Genomic DNA, 18,532 nt, shown 5'->3' with positions numbered 1-18,532 from the left:
TCCGGCACCGCCGGCTCCCGCGCCGTGCGTCAGCGAAACGCGCGCCGCCTCAGCTCTCGTCGTCGTCGGGGATGATCTCGACGGTCAGGTTGCGTCCGCGGCGGCCGAGGCGCGAGCCCGAGTCGCCGGCGCGACCGCCGCCCATCATGCCGCCCATGCCGCGGGCTCCGGCACCGCCGGCTCCCGCGCCGCCGGTGCCGGCGAGGTTCGTGCGCCCGAGGAGGCCGCCGCCGGTCGCGCCCGTGCGCCCGGCCAGGGCCGCAGCCCCCGCCGCGCCGGCGCCGACCGCGCCCACGCCGACGGCGCCGGCTCCGAGTCCGGTGACCGCTCCGCCGCTCACGCCGCTGCCGGTGACCGTGCCGCCGCCTCCGCCGCCCGCGCCGAAGGTGTCGGCCAGGTGCACCTGGCCTCCGCCGATCGCGCCATCGGCGCTGACGAGCGCCGCGTTCTCGCTGTCGGCCTTCGAGCCGGCGATCGTCAGGTTGTCGGCGCCGGTCGCACCGACCTTGGTGGCCGAGGAGGCGTCGGTGATGGCGCCCAGGTCGACCTTGGTGGCCTGCACGTCGAGGTTGACCATGCTGTCGGTCAGCTTCTCGCTGCCGTTGAACAGCTGCTTGAACGACTGCACGACGCCGACGAGCGACTTGACCGACTGCAGCACCTGAAGCAGCGGCTTCACGACCTTGTTCACGACCTGGTTCACCTTGGTCACGACGCGGGCGATGGCATAGCCGATGCCGAGTCCGAACGAGGCGGCGACGACGGCCATGGCCTCGATCGCGGTGGCCAGCACGCTCGAGATGCCCTGCTTCACCACGCTCTGCATCTTGGCGACCAGCTCGCTGCCGGTGTTGAGCCCGTTCGAGATCGCGTCGGCCCAGTCACCGGATGCGGCGACGTGCTCGGCGGCGTCGGCCGCGTAGGCGAGGTACGAGTCGACGGTCTTGCCCGACATCCCCTCGAGGTCCTTGAGCCGCGCGGCGAGCGTGCCGCCGGCCTGGCGCATCACGGTGCCCGCCTGCGTCCACTGCTTCGCGAAGGACTGCACCGCCGACTGGCTGCCCGCCAGCTTGTTCAGCCACTCCTTGAGCGGGCTGATGTAGTTCATGACCCAGCCGAGACCGCAGTTGACGATCGAGCCGATCGGATCGCTGAGCGCGGCCGCGGCGTCGCCGAGACCCTGCAGGAAGGCGATGCCGCCATCCAGCCAGTTGCCGTTCTTGACCGCCGCCGAGAGGGCGCGGCCGTCGGCCAGGATGTTGCTGCCGTTGAACGGCGAGGTCGAGGTGGCTGCCGCTGCGGTCATCAGTCCATCGCCTTCTGAATCGTGTCCCAGGTGCCCTTGACGTCGGCCTCGATCTGCTCCCACTGGGATGCCGTCTGCTTCAGCTCGCCGGCGGTGCGCAGCAGGAGCGCCATCTTGCCGTTCAGCATCCCGCTGCCGGCGACGGTCATCGCGAGCGTCTGCGGAACCAGGAACGCGCACATGATGCCGAAGGCGTTCTCGGCGAGGTTGCCGCCCTTGACCGAGGCGATCGCCTTGTTGACGTCGTCGGCCACCGAGCTGACGAGCGCGGCGTGCTGCCGCAGCTTGTCGAAGTCGAGTGCGATCTCTTCGGTCATCTGCGCTCCCCACTGCTGATGCTGGTCTCGCTGGGAGCCCCCGGCTCCGGCGCGAGAGGGTCGACGGCGCTGCCGGCGGCGCCCGGCGCGACACCGCGGAGGGCGGCCTCGCGGGCGTCGAGCTCGGCGGCGAGCTGCAGGGTGATCGGGTCGTCGTCGCCGAGCAGCGCGGCCACGCCCTGCACGGCCTGGCGCTTGGCGGCGATCTCGGCGGCGCCGATGGTCTGCAGGATCTCGCGCGAGAGGCGACGTGCTCCGCCGCTCAGCGCGGACTCGCTGATGTCGATCGCGGTGACGTGCCCGGTCGAGTCGGCCTCGACGCGGATGTCGCGGTTCGTCGACGTGGCGACGCCGCGGGCGGCCTCGACGGCGGCCGTGAAGGCCGGCATGCGTGCGGCGCGTTCGTCGTTCGCCTGCACGTCGTCGTGGATCTGGTCGATCACCTCGTCAGCAGAGAGCACTGCTCAAAACTAGTCAGGCGTCAGGACTTGAGGGAAGAGCTCCGACCGATATTCACCAAGATTTTGTGCCCCGGATGGGGGTCACCCCCGAGCGGGCCGATCACCGACGGCCGGTGGCCGACTCGGCACCGGCTCGGCCACGACTCGGCGGCCGGCTCGGCCAGGGCTCGCCGCCGGCTCAGCGGGCCGAGGGGTCGGGGTCGCGCACCTGCGCGAGCATCCAGTTCCAGGTGGCGAGGAACCGCATCCGGCCGTCGGAGCCGCGCGGCCCGCCGTCGCTCACGCTGCGCCCGTGCGCCTCGCGCGGAGTGCCGACGTCGAGGTCGCTGATCAGCACGTGACTGCCGGTCGGCACCTTCCTGATCTGCGTCGGATCCGGGGTGCCGAGCCCGAGGTGCGCCCAGGTCGGCACGATGCGGTCGTAGTACATGTCGCTCTGCACGTCGAAGGCGTACATGCGGCCGAGCGGGGTCGCGCCGGGCTTGCCGATCCACGACGCGACCGTGTCGCCGAAGGTCTCGACGGGCGAGGAGAACATCAGCACGCCGCGCACGCGGTGATAGTGCGCGATGAACGCCGACTCGCCGCCGCCCTGCGAGTGCCCGGCGAGCACGATGCGCGACCACACCGGGTCGCGGTCGTCGAGGAAGCGGTCCCAATCGCCCTTCGGGTCGTGCTCCTGCAGGTAGGCGATCGAGGCGCGGAAGCGGTGCAGGATCGAGTTCGCCGCATCCACTCGGCTGAACTTGCCGGGCCGCGTTCCGTCGAAGCGGTTGCGCTGCACGTCGGTGTAGCAGTTCGCGTCGGCGCCGCAGGTGCGCGTGACCGACTTGCCGATGTTCCAGTACTGCAGGCCGAGCACGTTGTAACCCGAGGCGACCGCCGTCGACAGGAACTCCTGGTAGTCGCCCGGCGTCGCTCCGGTCGCCGGCAGGAACAGCAGCAGCGGCCGATCGCCCTCGACGTGCTGCGCGTAGTTCTTCGCGTTCGGGTTCTCAGGCGAGCCCTTCAGGTAGCTGAGCTTGAAGCGCAGGATGCGGCCGTCGCTCGCGGGGCCGGTCACGGCATCCGCCTCGTCGGCGGGTTCGCCGCTCGTGTCGTTCGCCTGCTCGGCGCCCGACGATGCGGCGCCGCCGGAGGCGCCGTTGGTGTCGGGCTCGGTGAAGGGCTCGCCACGATCGTCGGGCGGCGAAGAGGCGTCATCGACCGGGTCGTCGGCGCCCGCACTGTCGGGCTCGGTGAAGAAGCCGTCGAGTTCCGGCGAGGTGGGCGGGCTCGGAGTCGACGGTCCCGCCGGGCCGTCGGGGGACTGCGAGCTCGAGCTCGCCGCATCCCGCGCCGCGTGCTCGCTGCGCCGCTGGTCGGTCTGCACCGCCGTCGAGACCACGATCACGGCAAGAAGAAGGCCCGCGCCGGCGGTGATCGCTCGCGCGGGCCTTCTGATCATCACGGGCGCGATGATAGGCGGCTCAGATGATCGGCTCGGTCGAACCTGATGTCAGACCGCGGGGTCGACGTCGGCGACGTCTTCGATCCACAGGTCGTCGTCGGCGCGCAGCGTCTGCCACGCGGCGTAGGCGACGGCCGCGACCGCGGCGATGCCGAAGGCGGCCAGGATGTACTTGCCGGGGCCACCCGAGCTCTTCGCCGGGCGGATCTGCTTCGACGCCGCCTTGCTGTAGCTCTTCGTCTTCTTGCCGGCCTTCTTGACGACCTCGCGCACGCGCGGGTCCTTCGCGGCCTCGAGCACGGCCAGCGTCGAGCTGATCGTGCCGGCGACCGCGGGGATCACGTCGTCGGCGATGCGGGCGCGGCTCACGTAGGCCGCCGCGCGACCGGCGGCGACGCCCGAGGCGACGCGGGGCCGGATGTTCGACTCGTAAGCTCCGGCGAACCGGGGGGCCACGTCCTGCTTCGCGTAATCGCCGAGCTGGCGCCGCGCCTCGCGCAGCACCTTGCCGGCGTGGTCGAGCACCTCGCGCTGCTCGTCGACCACAGTGGCCGCGGTGTTCTTCAGTCGCTTCAGCTCGCGCTTCCGCTTGCGTGTCGATGCCACGTCGACCTCCGTCTTCGCGTTGGGGTTTCCCTCATCCTTCCACGCGACCCCGCGCTGACAACCCCGATCGCCTGGACGTCCACTGAAAGCACAGTGGATGCGCATTCCACACCGACCGCGCGCACCCGGTGAACACAGGGGGCGCATGGAAGAATCCCCCCATGTCCAACCACACCGCTGTCGCCACCTTCCACACCACGCTGGGTGACATCCGCGTCAACCTGCTCGGCAACCACGCGCCCATCACCGTCGCCAACTTCGTCGGCCTCGCCACCGGCGAGAAGGAGTGGACGCACCCGCAGTCGGGCGAGACCTCGACCACGCCGCTCTACGACGGCACGATCTTCCACCGCATCATCAAGGACTTCATGATCCAGGGCGGCGACCCGCTCGGGCTCGGCGTCGGCGGCCCCGGCTACCAGTTCGACGACGAGATCCACCCCGAGCTCAACTTCAACGAGCCCTACGTGCTCGCCATGGCGAACGCCGGCAAGCAGATGGGCCGCGGCACCAACGGCTCGCAGTTCTTCATCTCGACCGTGCCGACCCCCTGGCTGCAGGCCAAGCACACGATCTTCGGCATCGTCGCCGACGACGAGTCGAAGCGCGTCGTCGACGCGATCGAGGGCGTCGCCACCGACGGACGCGACAAGCCCCTCGAGGATGTCGTGATCCAGTCGATCGAGGTCGTCCCCGTCTCGTGACCGATTCCGCGGCCGCCGCCGACCCCTCGGTCTGCTACCGGCATCCCGACCGGCAGAGCTGGGTGCTCTGCCAGCGCTGCGGGCGCACGATCTGCCCCGAGTGCCAGATCCTCGCGCCCGTCGGCGTGCAGTGCCCCGAGTGCGTGCGCGAAGCGGGCGGCTCGGTGCGCTGGCAGTCGACCGGCTCGCCGCTGAGCTCGGCGGCGAAGCGCCGCTCGCGTCCGCGGTGGGTGCAGAGCCTGCTGCGGCTGATGCACCCCGACTCGGATGCACCGGTGCTGACCTACGGCATCCTCGGCATCTCGGTGCTGCTGTGGCTGATCGGGTTCTTCACCGACAGCCTGCCGTTCAACTGGCTGGCCGCGGCTCCGGTCGACGGACTCGAGTGGCAGATCTGGCGCTACTTCACCTCGGTGCTGACGTTCCCCTCGCGGCTCGACCCGAGCATCCTGTCGTTCCTGCTGAGCGGAGTCTTCTTCTTCCTCATCGCACCCAGCGCGGAACGCACCTTCGGGCGCTCGAGGTTCCTGCTGGTGTTCGTGTCGGGCGCGGTCGTCGGGTCGGCGGCATCCGTCGCCCTGGGCAGCGTCGGATTCGGCTTCAGCGGCGCACTGTTCGGACTGCTCGCCGGGTTCTTCATCGTGCAGCGCTCGATGGGCGGCGTCGGGACCCAGCTGCTGATCATCATCGCGCTGAACGTGATGATCAGCGTGCTGTTCGGCGGCAACCTGGCGATGCTGTTCGGCGGGCTCATCGGCGGCGCGCTCGCGGCCTTCATTCTGGGTCGGTTCGAGTACCGCGCCCGGTCGAAGCCGGCGACCCCGGTCGCGCTGATCGTGGCGATCTGGGCGGTGGCGATCATCGTCGCAACCGTGCGGATCGCCGTGGTGCCGGCGCTCGGCTGAGCCGCGGGCGCGGGGCTGTCCACCGAGTTGTCCACAGGTTCATCCACAGCTGGGGAGAGAATCACAGCCGTGTAATTCATGCACGCCGTCGTCATCTCGATCGAGTCCTCTCGCCCGGGATGACGGGGCGGGGATGACGAAGGGCGGGCCGCTCACGCGGCCCGCCCTTCGTGCGGTTCGGGGGGTGCGGCGGAGTCAGCGCCACCGCGTCATCATCAGGAAGCCGACGAGCATGATGCCGAAGCCGATCGCCAGGTTCCAGGCGCCGACCGTCGCGATCGGGAGCGTCGAGCCGCTCACGTAGAACACGAGGATCCACAGCAGGCCGATGAGGATGAAGCCGAACATCACCGGCTTGAACCAGATCGGGTTCGGAACGGAGTCGCCGCTCTGTCGCTGCGGTTCCGGCTTGGTGGTCGGGCGGGTCCTGGCCATGTCGAGGATTCTAGCCTGAGCCGACCGTGGCTCCGATATGCGGTTCCTCCCCGTAGGCGGGAAGCCGGCCCGGTGGCGCCCCACCTAGAATCGACCGCATGACCGACGAGGTGACGCGCGAACCGGAGCCGCCGGCGAAGCCCGCGAAGAAGCGCCGCCGCCTCAGCGTCGTCGGCGTCGCCGGCGAGCTGCTCATCACCGCCGGCGTGCTCGTGCTGATGTTCCTCGGCTGGCAGCTCTGGCTCGACGACCAGCTCTCGGCCCCGCGCCTCAAGGCCGAGGCGAACCAGCTGTCGAAGCAGTGGGACGACGACGTCAAGAAGCCCAGCGCCGACCCCAGCGATCCCGCCAGCGACGTCTCGCAGAACCCGCCGGCCACCGCCCGCGTCGGCAACGCGCAGCGATTCGCCCTGCTCGCCATCCCGCGCTTCGGCACCGACTTCTACCGCCCGATCGCCGAGGGCGTCGGCGTCAAGGACGTGCTGAACAAGTACGAGGTGGGTCACTACCCGTCGACGCAGATGCCCGGCGAGGTGGGCAACTTCGTCATCGCCTCGCACCGCAGCGCCTACGGCGGGGCCCTGCACCGCATCCACGAACTGCAGGTCGGCGACCACATCTTCATCGAGACCGAGCAGGGCTGGTACCAGTACAGCTTCCGCAACCTCGAGTACGTGAAGCCGACCGGCGTCGGCGTGCTCGACCCGGTTCCGCAGCAGGACGGCGTCGCCGCCACCCAGCAGCTGCTGACGCTGACGACCTGCAACCCCTTCTACTCGACCGCCGAGCGCATCATCGGCTACGCGCTGTTCGACGAGTTCACGCCGCGGGCCGATGGTCCGCCGAAGGAGATCGCCGCCACCGTGAACGGAGGGAGCTGAGCATGTACGCCGCTCTGTGGAGGGTGCTCCCCGGCCCCTGGTGGGTTCGGGTGCTGATCCTCGTCGTGCTGTTCGCGGCCCTCACGGCCGCCCTGATCATGTGGGTGTTCCCGTGGTTCGACCAGTTCGTCGCGCCACAGGATGTGACGGTGAGCGAATGACGCGCATCCTGGTCGTCGACAACTACGACAGCTTCGTCTACACCCTCGACGGGTACCTGCAGCAGCTGGGCGCCGAGACCGAGGTGATCCGCAACGACAGCGTCGAGGCGGATGCGGTGCCCGCCCTGCTCGCGGAGTACGACGCCGTGCTGCTCTCGCCCGGCCCCGGCGACCCCGCCTCGGCGGGAATCTCGGTCCCCGTGGTGCACGCCGCGATCGACGCCGGCATCCCGCTGCTCGGGGTGTGCCTCGGCCACCAGGCGATCGCGGAGGCGCTCGGCGCGACCGTGACGCACGCCGAGGAGCTCATGCACGGCAAGACCTCGCAGGTCATCCACGACGACTCGACGATCTTCGACGGGGTGCCGCAGCCGTTCCGGGCCACGCGCTACCACTCGCTCGCCATCGTCGACGGCACCGTGCCCGACACCCTGACGGTGACGGCGCGCACGCAGGGCGGCGTGATCATGGGCGTCGAGCACGTGACGGCGCCGGTGTTCGGGGTGCAGTTCCACCCCGAGTCGGTGCTGACCGAGGGCGGCTACACGATGCTGGGCAACTGGCTCGCCGCCGCCGGGATGCCGGAGGCGGCCGAGCGCGCCGTCGGACTCACGCCGCTGGTGCGCACGCAGCTCTGACTCGCGGGGCCCGAGATCGTGCAGCGCGATCCTGCACGAAGAACGTGGTCAGCTCGCGGCGCAGTAGACGAGCTCGACCGTGGAGCCCTGCGGCTGCTCGCCGACGATCGACTGCGACTTGACCGTCTGCCCGGTGCAGCCGTTGTCGGCCTTCGGGCTCACCATCAGCTGCAGGTCGGCTCCGCTGAGCAGCTGCTGCGCTTCGGTGATCGACTTGCCGCGCACATCCGGCACATCGACCGTGCCGGTCGACACGACGATGTCGATCTTCGACCCGGCATCCACGTTGGGCGTTCCGGGCGTCGGGTTCGTCGAGATGACCTGCCCGGCGGGCACGTTCGGCGACTGGGCCTGCGTCGTCTCGCCGAGTTTCAGGCCGTTGTCGGCCAGCACCTGCGTCGCCTCATCCACGGTGCGCAGCAGCACGCTGGGCACCGTCACGGGCTGCGGGCCCGATGAGACGTAGATCAGGATCTGCTCGCCCGCGCCGACCGTGCGTCCGGCGCGCGGCTCGGTGCGGATGATCGACCCCTCGGGCACGTCGGTGCTCGAGCGCTCCGTGCGCTGCACCGTCAGGTTCTTGCTGGTGAGAACCCGGCTGCCGCTGTCGTAGTCCTGGCCCGCGACATCCGGCACCTTGACCGACGAGGCGACCTGCAGAGGCGAGCCCTGGATGCTGAACACCCACACCATGGCCGCGATCACGACGATCACGGTCGCCAGCACGCCCGCCCAGATCCAAGCGACCGGGGGCCGCGACTGGGTCGTGCGCGGCGCGCGGTCCTCGTCGTCGTTGGCGAGGCGACGCAGCGTCTCCTCGGGGGCGCCGCCCGAGCCGACGCCGAACAGCGTTGCGTCGAAGTCGTCGGAACGCGCGGCGGTGCGGCTCGGAACCTTGCCTTCGGCGGCGATGTCGACCTCGCCGCGGAAGTCGGAGGCCGACTGGTAGCGGTCGTCGCGGTTCTTCGCGAGCGAGCGCATCACGACGGCGTTCAGCGCAGGCGAGATCGCGGGCACGAGGGCGTTCGGGGCGACAGGTGCCTCGCTCACGTGCTGGTAGGCGACCGCCACGGCGGAGTCGGCGCGGAACGGCGCCTTGCCGGTGAGGAGCTCGTAGAGCACGACGCCGGTCGAGTAGAGGTCGGTGCGCGCATCCACCGACTCGCCGCGAGCCTGCTCGGGCGAGAAGTACTGCGCGGTGCCGAGGATCGCGCTGGTCTGCGCGATGGTCGCCTGCGACTCGGAGATCGCGCGGGCGATGCCGAAGTCCATGACCTTCACCTGGCCGTTGGAGGTGACCATGATGTTGCCCGGCTTGATGTCGCGGTGCACGACCCCGGCGCGGTGCGAGTACTCGAGCGCGGTCAGCACGCCGTCGACGATGCGCACGGCCTCGGCCGGCGCCGTCGGGCCCTTCGCGATGAGCTCGGTCAGCAGGGTGCCCTGCACGTGCTCCATGACGATGAACGGGATCTGCACCTCGACGCCGTCGGCGTCGGTCGCGGTCTCCTCGCCGGCGTCGTAGACCCGCACGATCGTCGGGTGGGCCATGCGCGCCGCCGACTGGGCCTCCTGCCGGAAGCGGGTGCGGAACGTGGGGTCGTTCGCGAGCGAGGGCTTCAGCAGCTTGACGGCCACCCGGCGGCCGAGCCGCGCATCCAGCCCCAGGTACACGTCGGCCATGCCGCCGCGGCCGAGCAGCTCGCCGAGCTGATAGCGACCCGCGAGAACGCGGACGCCCTCGGTCACGCTGTCGCTCACACTGGCTCCTGAACTGGGGGATGCGGGGATGCCCGACACGCGGGCAGGGGACAGCGGAAGTCTACCCACGCGCCTCTGTGGGTCCCCTGCCGAGGCGAGCGCTCGTCAGGACCGTGATCGGGATGTGACGTGCGCGACGCGCAGGGCGCGCATCCGGATGCGGGGCCGCAGCGAGCTGATCAGCGCCGCCGCGATGATGGCCGAGCCGAACCAGGTGGCGACGGCGGCCGGAACGGGCACGACCAGGCTGACCCAGAGCAGCACGCTCAGCACCCCGAGCACATAGGCGGCGCCGGATTTGAGGAAGCGCAGCCGCGAGAGCCCGTCGGCCGAGACGACGCCCGAGGTGAGGCGGCTGAGGAACACCGCGCCGAGCACGACGGCCGTGCCGGCGACGATCGCCTGCAGCACGGGCGCCGACAGCAGGGGTGTCGACGACAAGGCGGGCACGCCGTCGAGGATCTCGAAGACGAGGAAGATCACGAGCGCGCGCTCGAAGATCACGGTCGCGGCGTGCACGTGCACGCTCAGCGCGCTGCTGCGTCGACGAGCCTGGTGCGCGATCGCCTGCGACAGCGCGTAGCCGCCCATGCCGAGCGTCCCGCCGGCGAGCACGGTCCAGGCCAGCTCGGGTCCGGCGGCGAGGCCGGTCGCGACGGTGCCGATCAGCGCGGTCGCGACGGCCAGGATGCGCGGCTGCGGCGTGCGCGCGAGCAGCGCCTCGGCGCGCCCCATCCAGGCGCGACGCGGGGCGCGGTCGGTGTTGAAGAGGTACTCGGCGAACACGAGCCAGACGAACGCGGCGCCGAAGGCGGCGATGAAGGGACGCACCTCGACCAGGTGCGCGTTGAACTCGGCCGGCTGCGCGACGGCCTCGACCAGCACGTCGCCGGCGGCGGCGCCGTCGGCGGTCGCGACCGACAGCGGCGGCAGCAGCAGACGCATGACGATCACGCCGACGACGAGGCCGAGCGACAGGAACAGGCGTCGCGCACGCTGGTCGATGCGCGAGGCGACGCCCGCCATCGGCACCGAGGAGTCGGCGCCGGCGGCGATCTCGAGCGCGGTCAGCGCGAGCAGCGCCAGCGCGACGGGCCAGCCGAGCCAGAGCCCGGCGGCGGTGGCGGCCGCCGCGAGCAGCAGGGCCGGCAGCAGGACGATATGACGGAACGCGCGCATCGGCTCCCCCTCGACGACGTGTACGGATGCGGCGCGCCGTCGAGCCGTCATCTCACGCGACCACGCCAAGCTCCGGATGGGCTGGATGCGTGCGCGCGTCGCGGGGGCGATCCGCGGGCTAACCGGGCGCGGGGTGCGGAGCGCACTCGCGCCCCGCACCCCGCGGATATCGGTCGGCCGGTGCTCCGGCGAGGGTCAGCCGGCGGTGCCGCCGCCCACGCCGCCGCCACCCACTCCGCCGCCGGGGCTCGTACCGCCCCCGGATCCGGCGGTGATGGTCATGTTCAGCGGGCTCGACGAGGCCGTCGGAGCGATGCCCGAGCAGACCGCCGTGTAGGTGATCGTGATCGATCCGCTCGACGCCGCCTTCAGCTGCAGACTCGTCGACGTGCCGGAGACGTTGCTCAGGTCGGTGCCACCCGTGCTGGTGGCTCCCGACACGCTGAACACGTAGCGCTCCAGCGGGTTGGCGGCCGGGCATCCGGAGTAGGCGGTCCAGTTCACGGTGAACTGCGCGTCGGCGGCCACCGTCGTCGAACTGCTCGTCGGCGCCGGCGGCGCGCTCGGACCGGGGTAGTCGCCGTAGGCGGTGATCGTGACGGCGTCGCCCTTCTTGAGGCTGCCGTAGGGGTTCACGCGGGTGACCGTGTTGGCGCTCGAGGGGTCGGGGGCGTCGCCCGAGACCGTGACCGAGGGCTCGAGGCCGAGGTCGGTCAGCGCCTGCGAGACCTCGTCGACGTTCTTGCCGACGTAGTCGTCGGGATTCACGCTGACGCCGTCGTCCGCCGACTTCGACGGGCTCGGCGATGCCGACTTCGATGCCGACTTCGAGGTGCTGGTCGACGGCGAGTTGGCGCTGTCGTCGCCCGTGGGCCGGATGACGAGGGCGATGATGATCGCGATCACCGCGACCAGCAGCACGCCGACGACCGCGATGAGCGGCCACATGAGCGGATGCCGCTTCTTCTTCTCGTCGTCGGCGACCGGGATGGTCGAGGTCGGCGTGGGCTGCGCGCTCGTGAGCACACGGGTCGCCTGCGTCTGGCCGGCGTTCGCCTGGCCGAGCATCTCGACCGGGTCGCCGCCCGCGACGCCCGGCACCGCGGCGATCGCGCCCGCGACATCCCCGCGGCGCAGCGCCTGCGCCGCCCGCGACAGGTGCGCGGCGCTCGCCGGACGGTCGGCGGGCTTCTTGGCGATGCAGGCGTAGACCAGATTGCGCACCGGCTCGGAGATCGTGACCGGCAGCTCGGGCGGCGCCTCGTTGATCTGCGCCATCGCGATCGCGACCTGCGACTCGCCCGTGAACGGGCGGCGGCCGGCGAGGGCCTCGTAGGCGACGATGCCGAGCGAGTAGACGTCGGTGGCGGGCGAGGCGGGGTGGCCGCTCGCCTGCTCGGGCGAGAGGTACTGCACCGTGCCCATGACCTGACCGGTCGCGGTCAGCGGCACCTGGTCGGCGATGCGCGCGATGCCGAAGTCGGTGATCTTGACCCGGCCCTCGGGCGTGATCAGCAGGTTGCCGGGCTTGATGTCGCGGTGCACGAGTCCGGCCATGTGGGCGGCGTGCAGGGCGGATGCCGTCTGCGCGGCGATGTCGAGCACGCGGTCGGTCGAGAGCACGCGCTCGCGGTCGAGCACGGCCGAGAGCGCCTCGCCGGGCACGAGCTCCATGACGAGGTAGGCACTGCCCTCCTCCTCGCCGTAGTCGTAGACGTTGGCGATGCCCTCGTGGTTGACGAGCGCCGCGTGACGGGCCTCGGCGCGGAAGCGCTCGAGGAACCCGGGGTCGCCCATGTACTCGTCTTTGAGGATCTTGAGTGCGACGGTGCGCCCGATCACGAGGTCGGTCGCCTGCCAGACCTCGCCCATGCCGCCGATCGCGATCCGCGACGAGAGCTGGTATCGACCGCCGAAGGTGAGCCCGCTGGTCGGTCTCATCGCTTCACCACCGCCTCCATGACCTTCTTCGCGATCGGAGCCGCGAGTGTGTTGCCGAAACCGTTCTGTCCCTGTCCGCCGCCGTCGGCGACCACGACGGCGACCGCGATCTGCGGGTCGTCGGCGGGTGCGAAGCCGGTGAACCAGAGCGTGTAGGGGTCGCCGACGCCGTTCTGCGCTGTGCCGGTCTTGCCGGCGACCTGGACCCCGTTGATTCTCGCATTGCTGGCGGCGCCGCTGTTGACGCCGTTCACCATCATCTGGGTCATCGTGGTGGCCGTCTCCTGGCTGATCGCGCGCCCGTACTGCGTGGCCTGGAACTCCTGCAGCGGGCTGAGGTCGGGGGCGGTGATCGACTGCACCAGGTTCGGCTTCATGACGACGCCGCCGTTGGCGATGCCGGCCGAGACCATGGCCATCTGCAGCGGGGTGACGCGGTCGTCGGCCTGGCCGAACGCCGACATCTCGACCTGCGCCGCGTCGCGGTAGAGCGGGTACTGGCTGGGGGTGACGTGCTGCGGGATGTTCAGGTCGTCATCCCCGAAGCCGAACCTCTCCGCCTGGGTCTGGATGGCCTTCGCGCCGAGCTCGCCGCCGAGCTGAGCGAAGGGGATGTTGCAGCTGAGCCGCAGCGCAGTGGCGATGGATGCGGTGGCCCCGCCGCCGCAGGAGCCGCCCTCGGAGTTCGTGATGGTCGTGCTCGTGCCGGTCAGCGTGTACTGGCCCGGGTTGGGGAACTCGCTGTCGGGGGTGTAGTCGCCGCTCTCGAGCGCGGTCGCCGTGGTGATCAGCTTGAAGGTCGAGCCGGGCGCGTAGAGGTCGCCGCCGATCGCGCGGTTGAGCAGCGGCTTCGAGGGGTCGCTCACGAGCGCGTCGTAGGCGGCCAGCGCCTCGGAGCGCGTGTGGCTGGCGAGCGAGTTCGGGTCGTACGAGGGCTTCGACACCATCGCGAGGATGCGGCCCGTCTTCGGCTCGACGGCGACGACCGCGCCGGTCTTGTCGCCGAGCGCATCCCAGGCGATCTGCTGCAGGTTCGCATCCAGGGTGAGGGTGACCGAGGCGCCCTTCGGGTCCTGCCCGGTGATGATCGCATTGAGGCGGGCGAGGAAGGTCGAGTCGGCGGTGCCGGCGAGCTCGCGGTTGAGCGCCCCCTCGACCCCGCGCGGCTCGCCGTTGACGATCGTGTAGCCCGTCGCCGAGGCGTAGAGCGGGCCGTTGGAGTACTGCCGCAGGAACTGGTAGTCGTCGTCGACCGGCGTCGACGACGCGACCGGCTGGCCGTCGACGATGATGTCGCCGCGCTCGGCCGAGAAGCTCGCCAGGATCGTGCGGGTGTTGCGCCCGTCGCTGCGCAGGTTGTCGGCCTGCCCGACCTGGATGATGCTCGTCGACAGGAACAGGGCGCAGAACATCGCCAGCACGACGATGCTCACGCGGCGCAGTTCGCGGCTCATGCGCGGCCTCCCGGGAATCTCGCGGGGCGGATGCCGTCGCTGAGGCGCAGCAGCAGGGCCACGATGATCCAGTTCGCGACCAGCGACGATCCGCCGGCGGCCAGGAACGGCGTCGTCAGACCGGTGAGCGGGATGACGCGGGTCACGCCGCCGACGACGATGAAGGTCTGCAGGGCGATCGTGAACGACAGGCCCACGCCGAGCAGGCGGCCGAAGTCGTCGTCGCCGAGGTGCCCGATGCGCAGGCCGCGCGACACCATCAGCAGGTAGAGGCCGAAGATCGCGAACAGGCCGATCAGCCCGAGCTCCTCACCGAGGCTCGGGATGATGAAGTCGCTCTCGGCGACGGGCACGATCTGCGGGCGGCCCTGACCGAGACCGGTGCCGACCAGTCCGCCGTCGGCGAGACCGAACAGCCCCTGAACGACCTGGTAGCTGCCGCGGTCGGCCGTGTACTGGGCGTTCGAGAACGCATCCAGCCAGGTCACGAAGCGGCCGTTGACGTAGCCGAGCGTCTGGCTGGCGATGAGCGCGCCGCCCACGAACAGGGTCAGCCCGAGCACGACCCAGCTGAGTCGTGCCGTCGCGACGTAGATCATCACCAGGAAGAGGCCGAAGTAGAGCAGCGAGGTGCCGAGGTCGCGCTGCACGATCAGCACGCCCATCGCGACCGCCCAGACCACGAGGATCGGGCCGAGGTCGCGGGCGCGCGGGAACTGCAGCGGCCCGAGCCGCCGCCCGATGATCGACAGCGAGTCGCGCGCCGTCACCAGGTAGCCGGCGAAGAACACGGCCAGCGCGATCTTCGCGAGCTCGCCGGGCTGGAAGTTGAAGCCCGCGATCGTGACCCACACGCGGGCGCCGTTGATCGGGTCGAACGCCATCGGCAGCAGCAGCAGCACGATGCCGACGAACATGGCGATGTAGCGGTAGCGCTGCAGCACCCGGATGTTGCGGAAGCCCGCCAGCACCACGAACGCGAGGATCATCGCGACGGCGCTGTAGGCGACCTGCTTGACCGCGAGCGCATCCCAGCCGAGCCGGCCCTTGGCGATGTCGAGGCGCGAGATCTCGGCGATGCCGATGCCGTTCAGCAGCACCGCGATCGGCAGCAGGAACGGGTCGGCGCCGGGGGCGGTGATGCGCAGCACGACGTGGCCGACGAGCGCGAGCACGCCGAGCGCCGTCGGCAGCACGAGCATCCCGTCGTCGATCTGGCCCTGGGCGCCGAGCTGCACGAGCGCCATCGTCGCGACAGACAGTCCGATCGCGAACAGCAGCAGCGGCAGCTCGATGTTGCGCAGCCGCGCGGGCTCGCGCAGCTTGATGCGGATGCTGGTGGTGAAGTCGCCGATCCGCCCGGGCCCGGTCGCGAGCGACGGGCCGGCTGCCGAGGGGGTGGATGCGGTCATCTCAGCCCCCCGCCGCCGCAGCGAGGCGCTCGACGATGTCGCGCGCATCCTGATAGTCGTCGGCGCTGATGGTGCGCTTCACGCTGTCGCGTTGCGCAGGGCTGAGGTCGGCGACCTCGATCGTGGTCGTCTGGGTCGGCTCCGACAGGGCGATCGGCCCGATGTTCTGCTGCACGCCGCGGTAGATCGCGACGCGGCCCTCGTAGTCGCCGACGTAGTAGTGCGACTGGGTCCACTGGTAGGCGACCAGGCAGGCGCCGGCGATCGCCGCGATCGCCAGGCCGACCATGACCAGCCAGGTCACCCGGCGCCGTCGGGCGCGCTTGCGGTCCTCTTCGATGAGCTCGTCGAGGTAGTCCTCGCTGTCGGGCTCGAAGTGGCTCGGATCGGGCTGAGTCGCCTTGAGCGGGTGCAGCAGCAGCGTCGGCAGACGCAGCGGGCGCTTCGCGTTGTCGTTCTCGAAGCTCAGCGGCACCGCGGCCGAGCCGACGAAGCGCGGCGGATGCGGCTCGCCCGGGCCCTCCTCGATATCGAGCAGCACGACGGTCACGTTGTCGGGGCCGCCGTGGTCGAGGGCCTCCTTCACGAGGCGGTAGGCCGCCGCATCCACGTCGCCGACGTGCATCAGCACGCCCGCGATGCGGTCTTCGGGCACGTAGCTCGAGAGTCCGTCGGAGCAGATCAGCCACCGGTCGCCGGGCTGGGTGCGCAGCGTCATCGTGTCGATCTCGGGGGCCGCATCCACGTCGCCGAGCACGCGCATCAGCACCGAGCGGCGCGGATGCACGGCCGCCTCCTCGGGCGTGATGCGGCCCGAGTCGACGAGGCGCTGCACGAAGGTGTGGTCGGCGCTGATCTGCGACAGCTCGCCGTCGCGGAACAGGTAGACGCGCGAGTCGCCGATGTGCGCCATGACCATCTCGTCGCCGACGCGGGCGAGCGCCGAGACGGTGGTGCCCATGCCGGTGAGCTCGGAGTGCTCGAACACGGTCTCGGCCAGCAGCTGGTTCGCGGCGATCAGGGCCGACTGCAGCGCGAACTCGGCATCCTGCGCGGTCGGGTACGCCTGGTCGGCCTCGGCGATGCGCTTCGCGGCGATCGCGCTGGCGACGTCGCCTCCGGCGTGCCCGCCGACGCCGTCGGCGACGACGAACAGGTGCGGGCCGACGTAGCCGGAATCCTGGTTCGAAGCTCGGATCTTGCCGACGTGCGAGACGGCCGCGCTGGAGGGGTTCGCCACAGGCCTACCGCCGGAGCTCGAAGGTCGTCTGCCCGATCGTGACCGGGGTGCCGAGCGGCACGGGCGTCGGGAGCGTCACGCGCTGCCCGTCGAGGAACGTGCCATTCGTCGAGTCTAGGTCTTGCACCACCCACTGGTCGTTCCACAGCATCAGCCGCGCGTGGTGGGTCGAGGTGTAGTCGTCGCGGATCACGAGGCCCGACTCGCTCGAGCGGCCGATCGCCAGCTGCTCGCCGGGCAGGTCGAGCTCGGTTCCCTCGCGCGGGCCCGAGGTGATGACCAGGCGGCGGGCCGTGTCAGCGCCGGGGCGCCCGCCGGGCGTCACGGCCTCGGTCGGCAGGCTGGGGGATGCGGTGGGCACGGCGGCCGCGGCGGCGGCCATGCCGGCGACTCCGGCACTCGAGCCGGCGCTTGCGGCGCTCGCGCTGGGCGCGGCGCTCATCGGCGACGACGCACCGGAGGGGAACGTTCCGCCGGCCGCGCTCGCCGCATCCTTCTTGCGCGGGCGCTGCCCGAACAGGTCGGAGCGCAGCGCGTAGACGATCGCGAACACGAACACCCACAGCAGCAGCAGGAACCCGAGACGCAGGATCAGAAGGACGAGGTCGCTCATCGTCGGCCCCCCGACCGCTCGTCGGCCTGCGCGAGAACGCGGAACACGATGCGGGTGCGACCGATGTCGATGACCGAGTCGGGCGCCAGCACCGCCTGCTTCAGCGGCGAGCCGTTCAGCTTCGTGCCGTTGGTCGAGCCGAGGTCGTTGATCTGTCCGCGCGTGCCGTCCCAGAGGATCTCGACGTGCTTGCGCGAGGCGCCCGCGTCATCCACCGGCACGTCGGCCTCGCTGCCGCGGCCCAGGATCGTGCGCGACTTCTTCAGGGGATAGCGCTTGCCGTTCACGTCGAGCACCGGAACCCAGCGCACCGTGCCCTGCACACTGCCCGAGTCGATGCGCACGACGCCCTCGCTGAGCTTGTCGTCGCGCAGCAGCTCGATCGAGATGCCGCCGGCGAAGCTGTAATGCTGCGCGGTGGCGTGCTGCTGCACCAGCTGCGTGAACTCGTCGACCAGCGCATCCCCGAGGCTCGTCATGCGCTGGTGGTCGCCGGGCGCGAGGCGCACCGTGAAGCGGTTCGGCACCAGGATGCGGTCGCGCGAGACCACGGCGGCCTTCGTGTCGAGCTCGCGGCGCAGCGCCGCGGTGACCTCGAGAGGCTGGAGACCGCTCTTGAAGGTCTTCGCGAACGCGCCGTTGACGACGCGCTCGAGACCCTTCTCGAAGTTGTCGAGAATCCCCAACGGAGCTCCTGTTCGGCCGACTCGGACAGCACGATGTTAGTCGTGAGGCTTGTGAGACCCGGGAACGCGCCGCGCGGACGCTGAGCGGGGGAGTGCTCGGCGGGTCCTCGGGTGGTGCTTGGCGCTGCGCTCGGCGAGTGGATGCGGTCCTCCGCCGGGTTCGGAGGGCCCGTCGCGCTGTGATAATCTCGCACGGTTGGTCGCGGTGACGCGGCCATCGCGCGCGAGTGGCGGAATTGGCAGACGCGCTGGCTTCAGGTGCCAGTGCCCTCCGGGGCGTGGGGGTTCAAGTCCCCCCTCGCGCACGCGAATGGAAGTCGGGTTTTACGGCCCGATGTTCTGATTCTTCTCGAGAGGCCCGGTTTTCCGGGCCTCTTTTCAT

General features: G+C 70.7%; 19 protein-coding genes and 1 tRNA gene. 6 read left to right on the top strand and 14 right to left on the bottom strand.

The window, feature by feature from the left end:
• Positions 1-49: 49 nt before the first annotated feature.
• The 5 genes from FJ658_RS02015 to FJ658_RS01995 form a co-directional block, all read right to left on the bottom strand.
• The gene (locus FJ658_RS02015) at positions 50-1,306 is read right to left on the bottom strand and encodes a hypothetical protein (protein WP_141143719.1); all 1,257 of its coding nucleotides are present in this window, start codon (positions 1,304-1,306) and stop codon (positions 50-52) included.
• Entirely contained in the window at positions 1,306-1,623 is a 318-nt protein-coding gene (locus FJ658_RS02010; RefSeq protein WP_141143718.1) for a type VII secretion target, read from the bottom strand. Before FJ658_RS02010 ends, FJ658_RS02015 begins: the two co-directional genes overlap by 1 nt.
• Positions 1,620-2,084 (bottom strand): hypothetical protein, encoded by a 465-nt coding sequence (locus FJ658_RS02005; protein ID WP_141143717.1) that lies wholly within the window; start codon positions 2,082-2,084, stop codon positions 1,620-1,622. The genes FJ658_RS02010 and FJ658_RS02005 overlap by 4 nt, the downstream gene beginning before the upstream one ends.
• A 178-nt stretch (positions 2,085-2,262) precedes the next feature.
• Positions 2,263-3,534, bottom strand: coding sequence for a hypothetical protein (locus FJ658_RS02000; protein WP_219995689.1), 1,272 nt, complete (start codon positions 3,532-3,534; stop codon positions 2,263-2,265).
• A 48-nt stretch (positions 3,535-3,582) separates the two neighbouring features.
• Positions 3,583-4,140 carry a DNA helicase gene (locus tag FJ658_RS01995; protein ID WP_141143715.1) on the bottom strand — a complete coding sequence of 186 codons (558 nt, stop codon included), beginning with the start codon at positions 4,138-4,140 and terminating at the stop codon, positions 3,583-3,585.
• 161 nt (positions 4,141-4,301) lie between these two features.
• Here FJ658_RS01995 and FJ658_RS01990 point away from each other — a divergent pair, with 161 nt between their 5' ends.
• Positions 4,302-4,844 carry a peptidylprolyl isomerase gene (locus FJ658_RS01990; RefSeq protein WP_141143714.1) on the top strand — a complete coding sequence of 181 codons (543 nt, stop codon included), beginning with the start codon at positions 4,302-4,304 and terminating at the stop codon, positions 4,842-4,844.
• Positions 4,841-5,749 carry a rhomboid family intramembrane serine protease gene (locus FJ658_RS01985; RefSeq protein WP_141143713.1) on the top strand — a complete coding sequence of 303 codons (909 nt, stop codon included), beginning with the start codon at positions 4,841-4,843 and terminating at the stop codon, positions 5,747-5,749. The genes FJ658_RS01990 and FJ658_RS01985 overlap by 4 nt, the downstream gene beginning before the upstream one ends.
• A 195-nt stretch (positions 5,750-5,944) precedes the next feature.
• Here the strand turns inward: FJ658_RS01985 and FJ658_RS01980 are convergent, their stop codons facing one another.
• The gene (locus tag FJ658_RS01980) at positions 5,945-6,184 is read right to left on the bottom strand and encodes a cell division protein CrgA (RefSeq protein ID WP_141143712.1); all 240 of its coding nucleotides are present in this window, start codon (positions 6,182-6,184) and stop codon (positions 5,945-5,947) included.
• A gap of 98 nt (positions 6,185-6,282) precedes the next feature.
• On the opposite strand from FJ658_RS01980, the gene FJ658_RS01975 reads away from it, so the two are divergent.
• From FJ658_RS01975 to FJ658_RS01970, 3 genes are read left to right on the top strand one after another with little or no spacing between them, the layout of a single operon-like run.
• Positions 6,283-7,065, top strand: a complete 783-nt coding sequence (locus FJ658_RS01975) for a class E sortase (protein WP_141143711.1) — start codon at positions 6,283-6,285, stop codon at positions 7,063-7,065.
• A 2-nt stretch (positions 7,066-7,067) separates the two neighbouring features.
• On the top strand, positions 7,068-7,226 hold the full coding sequence (locus FJ658_RS15965; protein ID WP_181408289.1) for a hypothetical protein: 159 nt from the start codon (positions 7,068-7,070) through the stop codon (positions 7,224-7,226).
• Entirely contained in the window at positions 7,223-7,864 is a 642-nt protein-coding gene (locus FJ658_RS01970) for an aminodeoxychorismate/anthranilate synthase component II (RefSeq protein ID WP_141143710.1), read from the top strand. The genes FJ658_RS15965 and FJ658_RS01970 overlap by 4 nt, the downstream gene beginning before the upstream one ends.
• A gap of 48 nt (positions 7,865-7,912) precedes the next feature.
• Here the strand turns inward: FJ658_RS01970 and pknB are convergent, their stop codons facing one another.
• The 8 genes from pknB to FJ658_RS01930 all read right to left on the bottom strand — a co-directional run bounded on the left by pknB (position 7,913) and on the right by FJ658_RS01930 (position 18,150).
• Positions 7,913-9,625: a Stk1 family PASTA domain-containing Ser/Thr kinase gene (gene pknB / locus FJ658_RS01965; protein WP_141143709.1), complete on the bottom strand. Its 1,713-nt coding sequence runs from the start codon at positions 9,623-9,625 to the stop codon at positions 7,913-7,915.
• 105 nt (positions 9,626-9,730) lie between these two features.
• Positions 9,731-10,804: a DUF475 domain-containing protein gene (locus FJ658_RS01960; protein WP_181408288.1), complete on the bottom strand. Its 1,074-nt coding sequence runs from the start codon at positions 10,802-10,804 to the stop codon at positions 9,731-9,733.
• A 195-nt stretch (positions 10,805-10,999) separates the two neighbouring features.
• The gene (locus tag FJ658_RS01955) at positions 11,000-12,745 is read right to left on the bottom strand and encodes a serine/threonine-protein kinase (protein ID WP_141143707.1); all 1,746 of its coding nucleotides are present in this window, start codon (positions 12,743-12,745) and stop codon (positions 11,000-11,002) included.
• Entirely contained in the window at positions 12,742-14,199 is a 1,458-nt protein-coding gene (locus FJ658_RS01950; protein ID WP_141143706.1) for a penicillin-binding protein 2, read from the bottom strand. Before FJ658_RS01950 ends, FJ658_RS01955 begins: the two co-directional genes overlap by 4 nt.
• Positions 14,196-15,611 carry an FtsW/RodA/SpoVE family cell cycle protein gene (locus FJ658_RS01945; RefSeq protein ID WP_141143705.1) on the bottom strand — a complete coding sequence of 472 codons (1,416 nt, stop codon included), beginning with the start codon at positions 15,609-15,611 and terminating at the stop codon, positions 14,196-14,198. The genes FJ658_RS01950 and FJ658_RS01945 overlap by 4 nt, the downstream gene beginning before the upstream one ends.
• Before the next feature lies 1 nt (position 15,612).
• A complete protein-coding gene (locus tag FJ658_RS01940) occupies positions 15,613-16,851 on the bottom strand; it encodes a PP2C family serine/threonine-protein phosphatase (protein ID WP_141143704.1) in 1,239 nt (412 codons plus the stop codon).
• Between the two features lie 4 nt (positions 16,852-16,855).
• Positions 16,856-17,464, bottom strand: coding sequence for an FHA domain-containing protein (locus FJ658_RS01935; protein ID WP_141143703.1), 609 nt, complete (start codon positions 17,462-17,464; stop codon positions 16,856-16,858).
• Positions 17,461-18,150: a DUF3662 and FHA domain-containing protein gene (locus FJ658_RS01930; protein ID WP_141143702.1), complete on the bottom strand. Its 690-nt coding sequence runs from the start codon at positions 18,148-18,150 to the stop codon at positions 17,461-17,463. The genes FJ658_RS01935 and FJ658_RS01930 overlap by 4 nt, the downstream gene beginning before the upstream one ends.
• Positions 18,151-18,371: 221 nt before the next feature.
• Between FJ658_RS01930 and FJ658_RS01925 the strand changes: the two genes are divergently transcribed.
• Positions 18,372-18,455 (top strand) — tRNA-Leu (locus FJ658_RS01925).
• Positions 18,456-18,532 lie beyond the last annotated feature (77 nt).

Origin of the sequence: Schumannella sp. 10F1B-5-1, assembly GCF_006517535.1 — a bacterium.
GTDB lineage: Bacteria > Actinomycetota > Actinomycetes > Actinomycetales > Microbacteriaceae > Schumannella.
This window is presented reverse-complemented; position numbering and strand designations above follow the sequence as displayed.

Bases quoted from the DNA above. Each gene is read 5' to 3' on its own strand.
- FJ658_RS02015 (WP_141143719.1), bottom strand. From the start codon at position 1,306: ATGACCGCAGCGGCAGCCACCTCGACCTCGCCGTTCAACGGCAGCAAC.
- FJ658_RS02010 (WP_141143718.1), bottom strand. From the start codon at position 1,623: ATGACCGAAGAGATCGCACTCGACTTCGACAAGCTGCGGCAGCACGCC.
- FJ658_RS01990 (WP_141143714.1), top strand. From the start codon at position 4,302: ATGTCCAACCACACCGCTGTCGCCACCTTCCACACCACGCTGGGTGAC.
- FJ658_RS01980 (WP_141143712.1), bottom strand. From the start codon at position 6,184: ATGGCCAGGACCCGCCCGACCACCAAGCCGGAACCGCAGCGACAGAGC.
- FJ658_RS01975 (WP_141143711.1), top strand. From the start codon at position 6,283: ATGACCGACGAGGTGACGCGCGAACCGGAGCCGCCGGCGAAGCCCGCG.
- FJ658_RS15965 (WP_181408289.1), top strand. From the start codon at position 7,068: ATGTACGCCGCTCTGTGGAGGGTGCTCCCCGGCCCCTGGTGGGTTCGG.
- FJ658_RS01970 (WP_141143710.1), top strand. From the start codon at position 7,223: ATGACGCGCATCCTGGTCGTCGACAACTACGACAGCTTCGTCTACACC.
- FJ658_RS01960 (WP_181408288.1), bottom strand. From the start codon at position 10,804: ATGCGCGCGTTCCGTCATATCGTCCTGCTGCCGGCCCTGCTGCTCGCG.
- FJ658_RS01955 (WP_141143707.1), bottom strand. From the start codon at position 12,745: ATGAGACCGACCAGCGGGCTCACCTTCGGCGGTCGATACCAGCTCTCG.
- FJ658_RS01950 (WP_141143706.1), bottom strand. From the start codon at position 14,199: ATGAGCCGCGAACTGCGCCGCGTGAGCATCGTCGTGCTGGCGATGTTC.
- FJ658_RS01945 (WP_141143705.1), bottom strand. From the start codon at position 15,611: ATGACCGCATCCACCCCCTCGGCAGCCGGCCCGTCGCTCGCGACCGGG.
- FJ658_RS01935 (WP_141143703.1), bottom strand. From the start codon at position 17,464: ATGAGCGACCTCGTCCTTCTGATCCTGCGTCTCGGGTTCCTGCTGCTG.